Annotated in this window: 17 protein-coding genes; 6 read left to right on the plus strand and 11 right to left on the minus strand. The window is 37.6% G+C overall.

Annotation, left to right across the window (positions count from 1 at the left end; all coding sequences use genetic code 11):
* Positions 1 to 132 precede the first annotated feature (132 nt).
* Entirely contained in the window at positions 133 to 711 is a 579-nt protein-coding gene (gene cudC / locus ACTWQM_RS13085) for a choline uptake/conversion transcriptional regulator CudC (protein ID WP_443258605.1), read from the plus strand.
* Positions 712 to 1062: 351 nt separating this feature from the next.
* Here the strand turns inward: cudC and ACTWQM_RS13090 are convergent, their stop codons facing one another.
* Genes ACTWQM_RS13090 through ACTWQM_RS13100 form a run of 3 tightly spaced genes read right to left on the minus strand, consistent with a single transcriptional unit; the run spans position 1063 to position 1561 of the window.
* On the minus strand, positions 1063 to 1227 hold the full coding sequence (locus tag ACTWQM_RS13090) for a hypothetical protein (protein ID WP_443258606.1): 165 nt from the start codon (positions 1225 to 1227) through the stop codon (positions 1063 to 1065).
* Between the two features lie 10 nt (positions 1228 to 1237).
* Positions 1238 to 1363, minus strand: coding sequence for a DUF6254 family protein (locus ACTWQM_RS13095; protein WP_443258607.1), 126 nt, complete (start codon positions 1361 to 1363; stop codon positions 1238 to 1240).
* 33 nt (positions 1364 to 1396) lie between these two features.
* Entirely contained in the window at positions 1397 to 1561 is a 165-nt protein-coding gene (locus tag ACTWQM_RS13100) for a hypothetical protein (protein WP_443258608.1), read from the minus strand.
* Positions 1562 to 1814: 253 nt separating this feature from the next.
* Between ACTWQM_RS13100 and ACTWQM_RS13105 the strand changes: the two genes are divergently transcribed.
* Together ACTWQM_RS13105 and ACTWQM_RS13110 are read left to right on the plus strand one after the other, a co-directional pair.
* The gene (locus ACTWQM_RS13105) at positions 1815 to 3317 is read left to right on the plus strand and encodes a malate:quinone oxidoreductase (RefSeq protein ID WP_443258609.1); all 1503 of its coding nucleotides are present in this window, start codon (positions 1815 to 1817) and stop codon (positions 3315 to 3317) included.
* 204 nt (positions 3318 to 3521) lie between these two features.
* Positions 3522 to 3878: a nucleotide excision repair endonuclease gene (locus ACTWQM_RS13110; RefSeq protein WP_443258610.1), complete on the plus strand. Its 357-nt coding sequence runs from the start codon at positions 3522 to 3524 to the stop codon at positions 3876 to 3878.
* A gap of 69 nt (positions 3879 to 3947) precedes the next feature.
* On the opposite strand, the gene ACTWQM_RS13115 is transcribed toward ACTWQM_RS13110, so the two are convergent.
* On the minus strand, positions 3948 to 4856 hold the full coding sequence (locus ACTWQM_RS13115) for a Gfo/Idh/MocA family protein (protein ID WP_443258611.1): 909 nt from the start codon (positions 4854 to 4856) through the stop codon (positions 3948 to 3950).
* A gap of 151 nt (positions 4857 to 5007) precedes the next feature.
* Here ACTWQM_RS13115 and ACTWQM_RS13120 point away from each other — a divergent pair, with 151 nt between their 5' ends.
* Positions 5008 to 5220: an SLAC1 family transporter gene (locus ACTWQM_RS13120; RefSeq protein ID WP_443258612.1), complete on the plus strand. Its 213-nt coding sequence runs from the start codon at positions 5008 to 5010 to the stop codon at positions 5218 to 5220.
* Between the two features lie 436 nt (positions 5221 to 5656).
* Here the strand turns inward: ACTWQM_RS13120 and ACTWQM_RS13125 are convergent, their stop codons facing one another.
* Positions 5657 to 6169, minus strand: coding sequence for a hypothetical protein (locus ACTWQM_RS13125; protein ID WP_443258613.1), 513 nt, complete (start codon positions 6167 to 6169; stop codon positions 5657 to 5659).
* Between the two features lie 216 nt (positions 6170 to 6385).
* Between ACTWQM_RS13125 and ACTWQM_RS13130 the strand changes: the two genes are divergently transcribed.
* Together ACTWQM_RS13130 and ACTWQM_RS13135 are read left to right on the plus strand one after the other, a co-directional pair.
* Positions 6386 to 8494, plus strand: a complete 2109-nt coding sequence (locus ACTWQM_RS13130) for an ATP-binding protein (protein ID WP_443258614.1) — start codon at positions 6386 to 6388, stop codon at positions 8492 to 8494.
* A complete protein-coding gene (locus tag ACTWQM_RS13135; RefSeq protein ID WP_443258615.1) occupies positions 8491 to 9849 on the plus strand; it encodes a sigma-54-dependent transcriptional regulator in 1359 nt (452 codons plus the stop codon). The genes ACTWQM_RS13130 and ACTWQM_RS13135 overlap by 4 nt, the downstream gene beginning before the upstream one ends.
* An 831-nt stretch (positions 9850 to 10680) precedes the next feature.
* On the opposite strand, the gene ACTWQM_RS13140 is transcribed toward ACTWQM_RS13135, so the two are convergent.
* The 6 genes from ACTWQM_RS13140 to ACTWQM_RS13165 all read right to left on the minus strand — a co-directional run bounded on the left by ACTWQM_RS13140 (position 10681) and on the right by ACTWQM_RS13165 (position 16285).
* Positions 10681 to 11670 (minus strand): ABC transporter substrate-binding protein, encoded by a 990-nt coding sequence (locus ACTWQM_RS13140; RefSeq protein ID WP_443258616.1) that lies wholly within the window; start codon positions 11668 to 11670, stop codon positions 10681 to 10683.
* Positions 11671 to 11709: 39 nt separating this feature from the next.
* Positions 11710 to 12837: a mandelate racemase/muconate lactonizing enzyme family protein gene (locus ACTWQM_RS13145; RefSeq protein ID WP_443258617.1), complete on the minus strand. Its 1128-nt coding sequence runs from the start codon at positions 12835 to 12837 to the stop codon at positions 11710 to 11712.
* A gap of 83 nt (positions 12838 to 12920) precedes the next feature.
* Positions 12921 to 13838: a glycine betaine ABC transporter substrate-binding protein gene (locus ACTWQM_RS13150; RefSeq protein WP_443258618.1), complete on the minus strand. Its 918-nt coding sequence runs from the start codon at positions 13836 to 13838 to the stop codon at positions 12921 to 12923.
* Positions 13839 to 13873: 35 nt separating this feature from the next.
* A complete protein-coding gene (locus ACTWQM_RS13155; RefSeq protein WP_443258619.1) occupies positions 13874 to 14617 on the minus strand; it encodes an ABC transporter permease in 744 nt (247 codons plus the stop codon).
* Positions 14614 to 15609: an ABC transporter ATP-binding protein gene (locus ACTWQM_RS13160; RefSeq protein ID WP_443258620.1), complete on the minus strand. Its 996-nt coding sequence runs from the start codon at positions 15607 to 15609 to the stop codon at positions 14614 to 14616. The genes ACTWQM_RS13155 and ACTWQM_RS13160 overlap by 4 nt, the downstream gene beginning before the upstream one ends.
* Before the next feature lie 25 nt (positions 15610 to 15634).
* On the minus strand, positions 15635 to 16285 hold the full coding sequence (locus tag ACTWQM_RS13165; RefSeq protein ID WP_443258621.1) for an ABC transporter permease: 651 nt from the start codon (positions 16283 to 16285) through the stop codon (positions 15635 to 15637).
* Between the last annotated feature and the right edge of the window lie 25 nt (positions 16286 to 16310).

Raw genomic sequence — 16310 nt, forward strand, 5'->3', positions numbered from 1 at the left:
GTTCAACGGCGTAGTTGCATAACATTACTATTCATTATAAGATGGAAGAAACATTTAATTAATTATAAATGAATTTAACAAGCAAAAGGTATCTAATGCTCTTATTATTTTCCAAAAAAAAGAGGTGCCGCAATGGAAGGAAACGTAAATAATTTTAATAATGAAAAAGCCAAAGAAAAAATCGACCTAGCCGAAAATATGATGGTTAATACGATTTCTGAAACGATGGATCTTTATGGTGTTACTCCTTCAGTCGGACGTCTGTACGGAATGATGTATTTTAAACATCAGCCAATTACCCTTGATGAAATGAAAGAAGCACTCGGCATGAGTAAACCAAGCATGAGTACATCTGTAAGAAGGCTTCAAGAAATTAATATCGTTCAAAAGGTATGGCAGAAAGGCTCGAGAAAAGATTCATTCATGGCTGAAAAAAACTTCTTCAATTATTTCTCTAATTTCTTTGGTATGAAATGGGAACGCGAAGTGAGTATGTTTTTGGTTAGTATTAGGAAATCACAGGAACAACTCAATGAGGTAATTGAAAATAATGAAACAGATGAAACATTACGAGAAAGAGCCAGGTTAGATTATCAACAACTAGATGATGCCTTGATATATTATCATTGGCTAGAGCGGCTTACCAAGCTCACTAAATCTGGGGAAATATTTAAATACATACCCTTGGAAGATGTGGATGAAAAAGGATAGCATCACGCTGATCCATCCAATATATAAAGGTGTCTTGGCCCCAAAAGGCAAAGACACCTTTAAAAATCTATCCTAAACGGAATGAGGATCCGGTTTACTGCTTCGACGGATCCTCATTCCGTTATTTCCTTAAAAACCCTCATTTTAAGCTTGGGTTCGGATCCTCGTTCCGCTATTTGTCATTTCTACCTCAAAATTGGCTGATTTTCTGCTTTTAACGGAACGAGGATCCGTCTCACCCTTCCAAGAGCACTTTTTCAGCTATTTAGCGGAATGAGGATTCACTTCGATTGTTTTTTTCGAATCTGCAACACTAAATTCACTTAAGCTGAACTCACAAGACGTAACGTATTATTTTTCACAATCGGTCCAAATTTCACAATGATGATCTTTAGCAGTTACATCTCCGTCAATAAAAAATGGGTTATTTATATTTAGGCTTGCACTCCAGAATATAAAGGGTTCTAAGAAAGCATTCTTAAGAATCCCATTAACGAATGCCTCGTTTTCTAACATTCTTACCGCTCTACTTCTTCCCATCTCTCCGTGTTTCGTCAGCTATCTCTTCAAAAGATCTAACTTTCCCGTGTGGGTTTTGTGATTGCTTTCTGTCTTTCCATTCCCGTTCTTGTTGTTGTTTAGATTTAGACATATTTACTAAAACTCCTTTTTTATATTCTCTCTACTAATTTTGCGTTTTTGATGCTCGTTCTTTTTTAGCTTTTTCTTTGTGTGCCTGATTTGCAGCCGCACTACCGAGTTCCTTAGAGTATTCCGAATCTGTTTTACTGGAATCAAATCCTTGTTTATTCTTTTGCTGCGGGTCATTCTTCTTTGTTCGTTTTGCCATGAAATGTCCCTCCTTTTTGGACTTAGTATGGGACAAGGTGATTGAAATATTCGCTCAGGGTATTAAGGGTAACGATGGTTTTTTGTATGAAAGAGAAGGGGGGATGGTATAAATTCAATCTCCTCCATTTTTAGTTTGTTAAGCTAAATTTTAAATAAATATGATACAATATAATAGAGAATATAATGTAAGGTTTGTGACTTGGTCGCGCCTACAATCTTTAAATAAATTTTAAGTTTTAAGGATGATAAATATGAGTAACATGCCTAAAGAAACAGACGTTATCTTAATTGGTGCTGGAGTTATGAGTGCAACTTTGGGCTCATTATTGAAAGAATTGGCACCGGAATGGGAAATTACAACGTTTGAGAAGCTCGACAAAGCAGGAGAAGAAAGCTCTAACGAATGGAATAACGCGGGTACTGGCCATTCTGCACTGTGCGAGTTAAACTATACATCCGAAAAACCCGACGGATCTATAGACATTAGTAAGGCTGTAAAAATTAATGAACAGTTTCAGCTTTCAAGACAGTTTTGGTCATACCTTGTAAACAGCAATCTTATTCGTAATCCACAGGACTTTATCATGCCATTACCTCATATGAGTTTTGTGCGTGGAGAAAAAAATGTAACGTTCTTGAGAAAACGTTTTGCAGCGCTATCAAAGAATCCTCTGTTTCATGGGATGGAATTTTCCGATACCCCTGAAAAGCTGAAGGAATGGATTCCGCTTATTATGGAAGGCCGTAAATCCGATGAACCAATAGCGGCTACAAAAGTCGACTCTGGAACAGATGTTAACTTTGGTGCATTAACGCGCAAGTTGTTTGACCACTTGGATAGTAACAATGTTGAGGTAAACTACAAGCACAGTGTTGAGGATATCCAGCGTACCAGCGACGGCAAGTGGGAAGTAAAAGTACATGATAACGTTAACGGCAAGATCGAATACCATACATCTAAGTTCGTCTTTGTCGGTGGTGGAGGCGGCAGTCTGTCTCTACTTCAAAAAACCGGTATTCCAGAATCAAAACATGTTGGAGGATTCCCGGTAAGCGGGCAATTTATGGTGTGTAACAATCCGGAAGTAGTAGCACAGCATCAAGCAAAAGTATATGGCAAGGCTAAGGTTGGTGCACCGCCAATGTCTGTTCCACATCTTGACACAAGATATATTGATAATAAAAAATCACTGTTGTTCGGACCATTTGCTGGCTTCTCACCAAAGTTCTTAAAAACTGGTTCCATGCTGGACTTGGTGAATACCGTGAAACCGAATAACCTCGTAACGATGTTGGCAGCAGGAACAAAAGAGATGCCATTGACAAAATATCTAATCGAACAGGTTCTGTTATCAAAAGAAAAACGTATGGAAGAAATACGAGAGTTTATCCCGAATGCCAAAACTGAGGATTGGGATTTAGTAGTAGCGGGCCAACGTGTGCAGATTATTAAAGATACAGAGGGAGGCGGCAAAGGAACGCTTCAATTCGGTACTGAGGTAATCACATCCACTGATGGTTCGATAGCAGCGTTGCTTGGCGCTTCTCCGGGAGCTTCTACTGCCGCTCACGTCATGCTTGAGGTAATAGAAAAATGCTTCCCGCAATATTTGAAAGAGTGGGAACCGAAGATAAAAGAAATGATTCCTTCTTATGGCGTTTCACTAGTCGAGAACCCAGAGCTTTTTCGGGAAATTCATGCTTCAATAGTGGAGGCGTTGGATTTAAGTGAAAAGAAGCTTGCACATAGTTAAGTCTTTGAATGCTTGAATTCATTAATATATCATCTATCCCATATAGTAAACTACTCAAGTCACTAGTGAAATCTGGCATTTGCTCTTTGAAAAGGGTGGGTGCCAGTTTTTTTTATTTAATACGATTTGGCTTAAGGAAATAGTAATACATGTCGATTTGTGATAGCATTTACACAACAACGCAGGAAGAGGAAGTGAGCATACGTGATAAATATAACGATTCCAACACCAGATGTTACCATAACGAAACAGGATAATCCGGAGCAAAGTAATATTTATGGATTTACTGATTTTCACCTGATCACAAGAGATAAGGGTGGAATTTTCATGTTTTACAACGACAATCAGGAGCTATTGTTTGTTGGTAAGGCAAGGAAGTTAAGACCACGAATTAAAAAGCATTTTAATGATAATGTGTCACCGATTAAATTGCACAGGGATGAAGTAAGCAAGATTGAAGTTTGTATTGTTAGGGATCCTGCCCACAGAGAGATTTATGAAACGTATATTATTAATGAACTAAAATCAAAATACAACGTTGAGAAAGTGTATTTTAAATAAGCTCCATATCCAGTTAAGGTATAATATCCCAGTTACATCAACTGGGATATTATATATTTGTGCCAATTATTAAGCATCTTGGTCAATCTGTTTCACAATTCTTTCGCAAATTTCATGAGTGATCAGCGAGTCATCAATAGACGGGTCAGGTTTGTTGTTGTTTTCTACGGAATCGATAAAATGATCTACTATTTGATAGAAACCACGTTTATATAATGTTGGCTCCCAATCACCGGTCTTAGTAATATTAATTTCTTTATCGTGATAGTGGATTGTCTCGACAAGACCGTTCACGACATATTTGTCATGCCTAGTAGAATATTCAATGATTTCCTCGGTAACGCCGCCGTTCCTGTTCATAATTCCTATAGCAGTACAACCTTCGCCGATAAGCTGTATGACCAGATGATCAAGCATCTCGCCATTTTTTAAGTTCTCTACTTTTACATCCAAAACAGTTGTATCCATTAGAAATCTAAGTGTATCAACAACATGTATAAAATCTTCTACAACAAATCTTCGTATATAATCGGGTAAGGAAAATCTGTTTTTTTGAATGAGTACCAGGCTTGGTTTACCATGTTTCTTTAGCTCTTTAACTTTCGGGATAAACCTTCTATTAAAACCTGCCATGGCTAATGTATTTGTTTCCTTTGAGAGCTCTGTTATTTTATTTGTTTCGTGAAGATTCATAGATATTGGCTTGTCTATATATGTAGGAATGCCGCTTTTAAGTAATTTTTCAGCTATTTTGAAATGTGCCTCTGTAGCAGTACTTACAAATGCAGCATCAATATTCTTTGAAATAAGTTCATCTACTATTTGAACCTTTTCATGAATTCTATACTTTTCCGATAAACGGTTAAGCGTGTCTTCATTTCGAGTACAAAGCACAAGTTCGATACCCTCTTTTTCCGAGAGAACAGGCAAGTAGTCTTTCTGGGCAATATCACCCAATCCAATAATCCCTATTTTCATTTAATCACCCCGATGATAGTAGTGTATTTAAAGGATAACATGTTAATTAGCTGGAAAGTTAATTTCGGGTTTGTGATTATAAGTGAAGTGAAAATGATAAGATAGGAACTAGGTGAAGAATAATGTCCTAATTTCAGGGAGTTGACTTGCAATGATTAAATTTTTAAAGCAGCAGGCCCGGGATCTCTTCCCGGGCTATTTCGCATTGGTTATGGCTACTGGGGCATTATCAATTGGATCATTTCTATTGGGGATGGAGTCTATTTCCACAATACTGTTGTATATTAACATTGTTGCATATCTTACCTTGTGGTTATTGACAATTATCCGTCTTGTTGGCTATTTTCCATCCTCATTCCGCTAATAGCAAAAAATCAGCAAAATTTGAGGCAAAAATGACAAATAGCGGAATGAGGATCCGCACCCAAGCCTAAAACGATTGATTTCAAGCAAATAACGGAATGAGGATTCGTCAAACAACGAAGTGAATCCTCATTCCGTTATTTAGCAGAAAAGGTGCACTCGGAAGGGCGAGACGGATCCTCATTCCGCTAATAGCAGAAAATCAGCAAAATTTGAGGCAAAAATGACAAATAGCGGAATGAGGATCCGCACCCAAGCCTAAAACGATTGATTTCAAGCAAATAACGGAATGAGGATCCGCCAAACAATCGAAGTGAATCCTCATTCCGTTATTTAGTAGAAAAGGTGCACTCGGAAGGGTGAGATGAATCCTCATTCCGCTGAAGGCAAACCATCAAAAACTTTTCAGAGCTTCGCTGTAGGCGGGATCTTAATGTCTACTCTAATGGAATAGCAAAACTCACAGTTCCCGTTTTAACTGAGCCCATATCTGAAAAATTCACGCCAAATGTCGTTGGACCTGCATCAGTTTCTTTCATTGATTCAAAGCCGTTGTTTTCATTATCTTCTGTGATGATGTCGTATCCATTACTTTCTGCATAATCTTTAAACGTATTATAGACCCCGTTAATTTCTTCTGAAAACGAAAAACCTACCACATATTGTTTGTGCCCAGCTGTATCATATGATTGAACCTGTAAATTGGCTTCAGATGGAAAAGGAAGGTCTGATGGAACTTCCTCTGGTAATGCTGATTCATCCTCTTCCTGAGCTGCGTCATCATCCTGTTCATTTTCTGCTTTATCTTTATCTGTTTCATCAGTGTTACTAGCATTAACATCCTCTTGGGTATCTGCCTCTGAATTTGATTTTCCTTCATCAGATCCACACGCTGCTAAAAATATACTGAGAGCGAAGGATAGACATAAAACAGTTATAAATTTTTTCATTGGAGTCAATTCCCCCTTATACTTTTGTATAGCTTAACAGCGAACATATGATTAATAAATTATACTTGAGTATAAAAATACGGAACTTCTTTACCTGGGCTGATTTACATTTGTGGGCGATGACATTTTTCACCATTGGTAATTCGTTGTAATCAGTACTCCTCATAGTCGTAGATGTTATAATATATGTAAGAGATAATAGTCAGGAGATCTATCATGCATTTTCTTAAGACCAGATTAACTAAACGATATTCTTTGATTGTTTTTGTTGTTATCCTTTTTGTTCTGTCCTCTCTATATATAATTACGGTGAACATCGTTAATACTTCTGTTCGAGAACAGGTTGAACAACGTGATCAGTTAGCTTCTAAAACACTCGGAAATTATATTGATTCGAAATTAACAACAATCCTTAATGACCTGAGAATTTCTTCATACTATAACACGCGGGAAAACCAACAAGCTTACAAGTCAGAGATGGAGAGCATCGTTTCAAATGATCCTCTATATCTCCAATTAAAAGTATTTGATAAGAATGGCAATGTATTAAGTTATGTACCTAAACTTAACTACCAGGAGCCCAATCAAGTGGGCTTTATAAGGGATCGTCTTTCTTGGAGTAAAACACCTTACATATCCACAATAATGGAGCTTCCAAATGGTAAAAAAACACTGGCAATAGCCTATCCTTCTTTGAAGAATGATGTTGAATTCCAAGGTGGGGTGATTGCTTATCTTGATCTCAATACACTTTCCAGTTATTTGGAGAAGTTTGTAATTGGTAGTGCTGGAATAAATATGATTGTTGACCGTAATGGGGTAGTTTTAGCCCATAGTAATAACGAATACATAGGCACCGATCTGGATAATCATCCTTTAACGGAGAATTTACAAAAAGACCGCTTCGGATTGTGGCAAGGGTCGTTATTTAATGAAAAAATGATAGCAACATACAGACCTTTATTGTTAGGAAAATTAGGGCTGGTTGTTGGTGAAACGGAAAGCCAGGCAATGGCTCCTGCACGTTCCCTCGAGTCACTTCTAATTAAAGGGTTTATTGTTGTATTTTTAATTGCACTATTTCTCACTTTTATAGGTGCATCCAAAGTTATAAAACCAATCTTAAACTTAGTTAAACAGGTGAATGAATATAAGGAGAACAAGCGAACTAATTTTGATCATTTAAAAACAAAAGATGAGATAGAGGATTTATCATTAGTATTGGAACAAATGGCTACTGAGTTAACGGAGAAGGAACGTAAACTTTTCTATATTCTCGAGTCTATCCCATATTGTATTATTACCACAGATTACTACGGAACTATTACATCGTTTAGTAATGGTGCAGAAAAACTTACCAAGTATAAAAAGGAAGAAGTGATTGGGGAATCCATTTTCGATTTTCCTTCAAGTCCGCCAAATAGTGAATTTATATTATCTAAAACATTAAAAGAAGGTAAAGAATTAGATGAATATGAAAGCTACATTTATGACAGGAATGGCAGCAGACAAACTGTAAAAATCTACTCTTCCGTGTTTAAAGCACCTACCGATACACATCTCGGGACAATAATGGTTATCCGTAATGTGAGTGATATTAAGAAAATGGAAGATTACTTGAAACAAAGGGAGCGACTGTCATCGCTGGGTCAGTTAACTGCTGGCATTGCACATGAAATTAAAAACCCGCTAAATATAATCCAAACGGCTGCAGAGGCAATAACCTTAGAGACAGACAATGAACAGGAAATTGACTCTAATATGGTTCAGGACCTTGCTAATGATATTATGGAAACCTCTGATCGAATGAATCATTTATTAACAGACTTTTTACAACTGACAAAAGGGGAAGAAAGTTCTAGTGAAACTGAGGTAGTTAATATTACTGAAGTCATAGAAGAGTTAATCCAAAATTTAGGCAAGAATACCGAATTTCAGGATATTGTTGTGAATAGGTCCTACGATGCTGCTGATTCATTTGTATCTGGCAATCGAAATCAAATAACACAGGTGTTCCTTAATATATTGCTTAATAGTATCCAGGTGATGAAGGATGGAGGCATATTATCGGTTAGCATTAAGGAGCTTGAAGAGGAGTGGAAGGTCGAGATAAGTGATACAGGCCCAGGAATTCCCGGAAAAGAATTAAAGTGGATTTTTAACCCGTTCTACTCTACGAAAAATACAGGAACAGGACTTGGTTTGTCTATTTCACATGAAATAGTAAAGCGATACAATGGTGAGATTTGGGCCGAAAGTCAAGAAGGAAAAGGAACATCAATTATTATTAAATTGCCAAATATAACAGAGGAGGATATAACTTGAACAATATACTATTTGTCGATGATGAAATTAAATTATTAAAAATATTATCCTCGTCTTTTAAAAAGAAAAATTATGTTATTTATACTGCCTCAAATGGTGAGGAAGCAAGGGATAAATTGGAGGAAAATCCTATAGATATTGTCTTCCTGGATTTAAGGCTGCCAGACACCATGGGATTAGAACTTTTAGAGGAGTTCTCGTCGACTTACCCTGATAAAGCAATAATAATTATGACAGCCTATGGGGATATAGAAAGTGCGGTTTCAGCTATGAAGGCAGGTGCATTTGACTATATTAGCAAGCCCGCCAAAATAAAAGAGATTGAAGTTGTTATTCAAAAGGCGCAAAAATGGATTGATATAAAGAGGGAAAATGAGGATTTAAAGAGCGAACTAAAGGAAATAAGTTCAAGGTCAGGCTTTATCGGATCAAGTCCGGAAATGAAACAAATCCTTCAAATAATTGAAAGAGTTTCTGATACGAATGCTACTGTTTTGCTACAAGGGGAAAGTGGAACTGGCAAAAGTATGGTAGCACGTATGATTTATAAGGTAAGTGGCCGAAATAAGGCTCCGTTTCTTACTATCAACTGTGCAGCCCTTCCGGAAAACCTGCTGGAAAGTGAATTGTTTGGATTTGAAAAAGGTGCATTTACTGGAGCGAACACGAGTAAAAAAGGAAAGTTTGAAGCGGCTGATGAGGGGACTATTTTTCTGGATGAAATTGGAGAGGTTCCGTTTACATTACAGGCAAAACTATTACAGGTTATTCAAGATAAAACATTTATGCGGATTGGAAGCAATGAGACCAAGCAAGTGGATGTTCGAATCATCGCGGCAACGAACCGGGATTTAAAAGAAATGGTAGAAGAAGGAACTTTTAGAGAAGACCTATATTACCGTTTAAAAATAGTTGATATTTATATACCTCCTATAAGGGAGCATATAGAGGATGTTGAATTACTCGCTGATCGATTCTTAGACAAATACAAAAAAATTCATAGCAAAGAATGCCAGCTTACGGAGTCTTTTATCAAGGCGCTAATGAATTATGAGTGGCCTGGAAATGTCAGAGAATTAGAGAATGCAATTGAACGGGCAGTCGTATTAAGTAAAGGCACTGAATTGTCCACTGATGATTTGCCGCAGGAATTGCAAAAATCCAAGTCTGCATTATCTGATGTCACCGAGGGTACCAAAACACTTCCGGAGCATTTGAATGAAGTTGAAGAGCAAGTTATTTTGTCCACTTTAGAGAAATCGAATGGGAATAGAGCAGAAGCTGCCAAGCTACTTGGAATATCAAGGCAGTTGCTTTCCTATAAGATGAACAAATCTGCAACCTTTGATAATTAATATAACCTTAACAAAGGGAGGCTGGGATAAAAGTGTTTCAGTCAAAGTGAAATCCGAACTATAATTCAAAATTCTTGAAATGGAATTCGAATTAGTTCGGATTTATTATTATTTCTGATTGGACATAAACTACTAAGTACTGTAGAGAAAACTTTATCGCTATGACACCGCTTCGGAAATACATTCCGCTTTCCGCGGGCAACGCTTCAGCTTCCTCGGAAGCAAAAACCGCTTCCTGCGGGATCTTCAGCTGTTGCTACGACGAACAGGACGTTTTAGTACCGGCGTTGGTCACAGGACGTGACCGATTTTAGCCGGTTCCCGCAGGAGTCTCCATGTATTTCCTACGCTGGTGTGCTCAATTTATCCTAGAAGTTAACAAATGATTATGGTAATGGATAATAACAAGATTTTTAGAAAACTTGGCTTATCGCTAAGCCTTAATGGCGAAAACCTTAGTTGCACTTATGCAGTAAGAAAGGATTTATGCTTTCTTAACTGCTAAATTTAAACCAGCAGTTGGAATATGCGAGACTCCTGTGGGACAGCGATCCTAAGAGACCCCACAGGGAGCGTCCTTTGCGAGCGAGGCAGACTAAGTACGCCACGTCCTGTGGCAACGTCTGCACTAGCACGTCCTGTGCGTCGAAGGCTCGTGGTGAGCCCTTGGTGCGCGAGTATATTCCAACTGCGTGGTCAGAAAGCCACACTAAATACTACAATCGGTTCTCCTAGTATGTGTCGCAGTTTATATCAAGTTCATATTAGTCCCAACAATTGAAAATGAACGTTCTAAACATCCTATCCTGTTATTATTCTGGAAAGCTTTAGTTATTTTCCCGTCTCCTCAAATAATTCTAAATCAATTTTGGGAATGAGCTCTTCTGACATCAACCATTCCCGTGCTACTTTCGATATATTAGCATGTCGAACATCCACCTGATAATTTAAATTAATCATTTTTCTATGATTTAGGTGGTCCGAAAGATCGTGTAATAGCTTCTTTATGTCTGGATACTTTTCCAATGTTTCCTCTCTTATAGTGGGGACAGCATAATAAGGTGGAAAATAAGCTCTGTCGTCTTTTAGGACTTCAAGGCCTTTGTTTTTTAAATAACCGTCAGTAGCATAACCAAGAGAAACATCTACTCTTCCATTTTCTAATGCCTTATAAAATAAACCAGTATCTATATTTTTAAGGCTATTTGGCGGAATCTGAAAATCATAATGTTTTTCTAACCCATCTAACCCATCATCCCGAACAAGGAATTCCTGATTAACAGCAAAATTCAATTGATCATTCTGTTCGTTCATATACTGAGCCAAGTCTGAAATTGAGTGAATCCCCAGCCTATCTGCATTCGTTTTGCTCATGATTAATGCATATGAGTTATTGATATCTGTAGGTTGTAGCCATTTAACATTATTTTGTTCATCCCAATTTTTCACCTTAGTGTAGACTTGGTCGACTAATGCAGTTGAATACTGTGATTCCATATAATTCATAAATGCTGTACCGGTATATTCCCAGTACAAATCAATATGATTATTTAAAAGCGCTGAGCGGATAACCTTACTATGTGGAATGTCACTTACTTCCTCTACTAAGTATCCGTTCTCTTTAAGATAAATGGAGGTTATTTCAGATAATATAAATTGCTCTGTGAAATCTTTCCCGCCAACAATAACTTCTCCCTTCACCTCATCATCCGGTGTATCAGGGTTTTCAGTTGTCTGATCATTAACAGAAACCATTACGATAAGAATGATAGCAATTATGGAGAAAATGATTAATAAATTCCGTTTTTTACTGTATAACATTAGTTTTATCACCTTTTAATAAACGTTACATCTATTATATCATTCCCCGAATAAATATACGGAATCAATCTCATATTTCTTTAAGGCATCTTCATCTAACTCAATACCAAGACCAGGCTTGTCAGATAGAACAATCGCTCCATCTTGAGCAATTATTTTATTTGCTTGTACAAAATCTCTTCTCTCTGGCGTCCAAGTTGGTGGATCAAAGGGATATTCTACGTAAGGGCCATCGCTTATTGCGCATGCCAGGTGCAGATTAGCCATTAGTGCAATTCCATTACTCCAAGTATGTGGACTCCACCATGCTCCATTCCCTTGTACCATTTCAGCTACTCTCTTGACACCAGTAATGCCTCCAGTTAAAGCAACATCTGACTGATATACATCCAATGATCCATGTTTATTCATTTCACGGTAATCATGCATACGTCGGTTCATTTCGCCTCCAGCAATTCGGATCCCCGTCATTTCCCGTAATTTTGCCATTCCTTCAAAGTCATGGCATGGGAGTGGTTCCTCAAGCCAAAATACGTTTAGTTGTTCTAATTCTTTCGCTACCTGGTAAGCTTTTTTCAAATCCCAAGGTACTTCCGTATCCCATGGCATTTTCCACCCTTGGTTAGCATCAACCATAATTTCAATTTTATCTCCAACAGCATTTCTAATTGCTTTGACAATTTTAATATCCTCGTTTACATCTTCATGATGAAAGCGAATCTTCATTGCTTTAAAGCCTTTTTCCACAAATTGAACCGCTTGTTTTGCGCGAGTTTCGGCTGCCACCATTTCACCAGTGGAGACATACACATCAATCTTATTAGAACGACCACCCAACAGTTTATAAACGGGTTTGCCGGTTGCTTTCCCCATTAAATCCCAAAGGGCAAGATCGACAGGCCAACAGCGACCATAATGCAGGTCAATATTTTCAAGGACTTGAAAATGTCTTTCTATTTCAAAGGGATCTCTTCCAATGAACAGGTTTTCATGCCCTTTAAAACCTAGCATTAAATCTCCTGACCCAATGCCAACATGTCCTTCATCGGTATATATATAAACAATGGTTGATGCAAATTTCTTCCTGGGCTCCGGATCCCATGCTGCATTAAATGGCGGTTCTAAAGGAATTACATAATGTTTAATCTCTATATCTGTTATTTTCATGACTATATCCTCCAATAAAAGTTAAGTCGCCTTAATGTACTTATTATCTGTACATATGCTCAGGCGACTTTTAATTTTTAGTATTATTTACTTAACAAGCCACTATTGTCTAACCAGTTCTTAGCAACTTCCTCAACCATTTTGCCTTCTATTTCTACTTGGTAATTGAGGTCTGTCATAACTTCTGAAGTAAGTACTTCAGCTAGTTCAGCAGTTAATGTTTTTAGCTCAGGGTACTCCTCTACAATTTCATCTCTTGCTGCAACTGCTGCGTAGTACGCTGGGAAAAACTGCTTGTCGTCTTCTAATATAGTTAAATCAAATTCTTTAACACGTGCATCTGTTGAAAATACTTCTACGACATCGAGCTCCTGTTTATTAATAGCCTCATATTGCAGGCCATATTGCATCGTAGGGGCATTTCCAGATCCAAATTTAAAGTCATAAACTTTTTGCAGACCCACTAAACCATCTTCACGAGAAGCAAATTCTGGTGCAGATGCAAAAGTAAGTTCTCCGGGATTATTGTTAACATAATTTGCCAGATCACTAAGTGATTTAATCCCTAGTTTTTTCGTATCAGTTTTTTCCATAGCAATAGCATACGTATTGTTTACTTCACTCATGTTCATCCAAGTAATGTTATTTTCTTTATCAGCCTTTTTTACTGCCTCATAAGATTCCTGAGCCTTTGCGATAGGGTCTTTTCCTAAATAATTAACAAGTGCTGTACCAGTATATTCCCATACAAAGTCAACTTGCTCATTTACCAATGCCTTTCGCAGAGCAGAACTACCCAAATCACTAACTTCTTCTACTTCAAATCCATTTTTTTCAAGATAAAGTGCCGTAATTTTAGACAATAAATATTGTTCTGTAAAGTTTTTGGATCCAATGGTAATTTTCTTTTCTTCATTTCCTGATGCTTCACTATTTCCGCAAGCCGAAAGAATCCCAGCTAAAAGTACTAATGATAAAAGTAAATAAATTGTTTTTTTCATAATATGTTCCTCCTAATAATTTTGTAATTTATAAATTAATTTTCTGTTTCTGCCACTGACCGACGTAAATGTTCAGGGATAATAACCTTTTCGATGATACGAAGTGTAAAGTCTACTAAGATAGCTAATATGGTTACGGGAATTGCACCTGAGAATAGATATGAATTATCAAACATTTGAATTCCGGTAATAATCCAGACACCTAATCCTCCGCCGCCAATTAAGAATGCCAATGCCGCGGTACCAATATTAATGACAATAGCTGTTCGAATTCCGGCCATTATCGAATATGCTGCATTTGGCAGTTCGACTTGAAACAAAATTTGGTGCGGTTTGAATCCCATTCCTTTTGCAGAATCTATTATTTCGGGGTCAATAGAATCAATCCCGGCGATTGTATTACGTAAAATTGGCAGAACTGAATTAATAAATAAGGCAAATACTGCCGGTATAAATCCTAGTCCTAAGAAACCAATAGACAGAGCTAGTACGGCTAAACTTGGTACCGTTTGGCCCAGGTTTGACAGGTTGACAATGATCCATTCCGCCTTTCGAAATTTGGGCCTTGTCAGAAAGATACCTCCTGGAATGGCAACGAGCAGAGCAAGTAATGATGATAACCCAACAAGTTGTACATGTTGTCTTAACAAATAGAAAAACTTTTCTGGCTGGTCACTAATTTGGCTAAAGTAATTATTTTGAATAGCCCATGTTAAAAAACTAATTACCAGGATAGTAAATAAAACTTTTATGGAATTTACAACGAAACGGTTTTTCATGTTGTCACTCCCAGTTCTGACTCTTCTCCTTTTATTTCATGATGCATATATTGAACAATCTGTTCATACGTGATTGCACCTAATGGGCTATTGTCATTACCTAATACGACCAACTGCTCCGCTTCCTGGTTAAGCAAAATAGATAATGCATTTTTTAAATTGCTATTCAGATTAATAGGTTTAGAGTCTTTTGCAGTAACATCTGCTGGTAATAGAGTTTGTGATGCAACCAGGTCTTTTACTAGATGAAGACTTAGACTTTTCAATGCTCTGTCATTACCAACAAACTTAGCAACAAAGTCACTATTCGGGCGGGCAAGTATTTCAGTAGGACGGTCATACTGTACTAGTTTCCCTGAATTGAAAATTGCCACCTTATCACCCATTTTGATTGCTTCATCAATATCATGACTAACAAATAAAATGGTTTTATTTACTTCTCTTTGAATCTGTAAAAATTCATCCTGGATTCTATTACGCAAGATCGGATCAAGCGCACCAAATGGTTCATCCATTAGTAATACAGGAGGATCAGCTGCCATTGCACGGGCGATACCGATTCGTTGTTGTTGTCCCCCGGAAAGTTCATGTGGATATCGACTGCGAAAGTGATCGGCATCCATCCCCATTAATCCCATTAGCTCGTTGTAGCGTTTCCGTTTCCTGCCTTTATCCCAGCCTAAAAGCTCAGGGACAACCATAATGTTCCTTTCGATGGTCATATTAGGAAATAGCCCATTACTTTGTATGACGTAACCTATCTTTCTTCTCAGTTCAATTTTGTCTAAAGAGTTAATAGGTTGATTGTTGACGGATATGGTTCCGCTTGTCGATGAAATCAGTCGATTAACCATTCGTAATAGTGTGGTTTTGCCACAGCCAGATGGTCCTAGCAAAACAACTGTTTCACCTTCAGGAACGTTAAAACTTATATCATCGACTGCTTTCGTGTCGCCATTGTAGGTTTTTGTTATATTATAAAAATTTATCATTTTTCTTTCACCCCTCTTTTATGTTTTAAATACTCTTAGGTGTTAACCATTTCTGTAATAATCCTAAAAGCATATCAACTAAAATGGCTAAAAGGGCTACGGTAACAGCTCCAGCGATTATCATGTTAAAGTTCGTTCTGGCTATTCCTTGGTTAATAATTACTCCAAGACCCCCTGCCCCTATAAATGACGCAATAGTTCCGATTCCAATACTGTAAACAACAGCCATACGGACACCTGCCATAATAATAGGCATAGCATTAGGGATTTCTACCATTCTCAATCGCTGCCATACCGTCATCCCAAGCCCTTTAGCAGCGTCTCGAATATTTGGGTCAACGTTATTGATCGCCACATATGTGTTTCTTATAATAGGAAGTTGTGAATAAAGAACTAATGCTATTAGCCCAGGTACAAATCCTATTCCTTGTCCAATTAGTGCAAGCAGCGGCATCATAATTCCAAAAAAAGCAAGGCTCGGAATTGTCATCATGATGGAAGCTAACTGCAGTACTAAATCGGCAAGTCCTTTATTAGTAGTTAAATATATTCCCAGAGGCACACCAATAGCAATTGCTATTGAAATTGCTAGGCCTACAAGTTTTACGTGTTCGATGGTTAGACTAATCAACTGATCCTGATAGTTTACTAAGAATTCCCATATACTCTGATTCATCTTGTTGTCACCCCCTATAAATCGT

It is taken from the genome of Virgibacillus sp. L01, assembly GCF_052246775.1.
In the GTDB taxonomy this organism is placed as follows: domain Bacteria; phylum Bacillota; class Bacilli; order Bacillales; family Amphibacillaceae; genus Lentibacillus.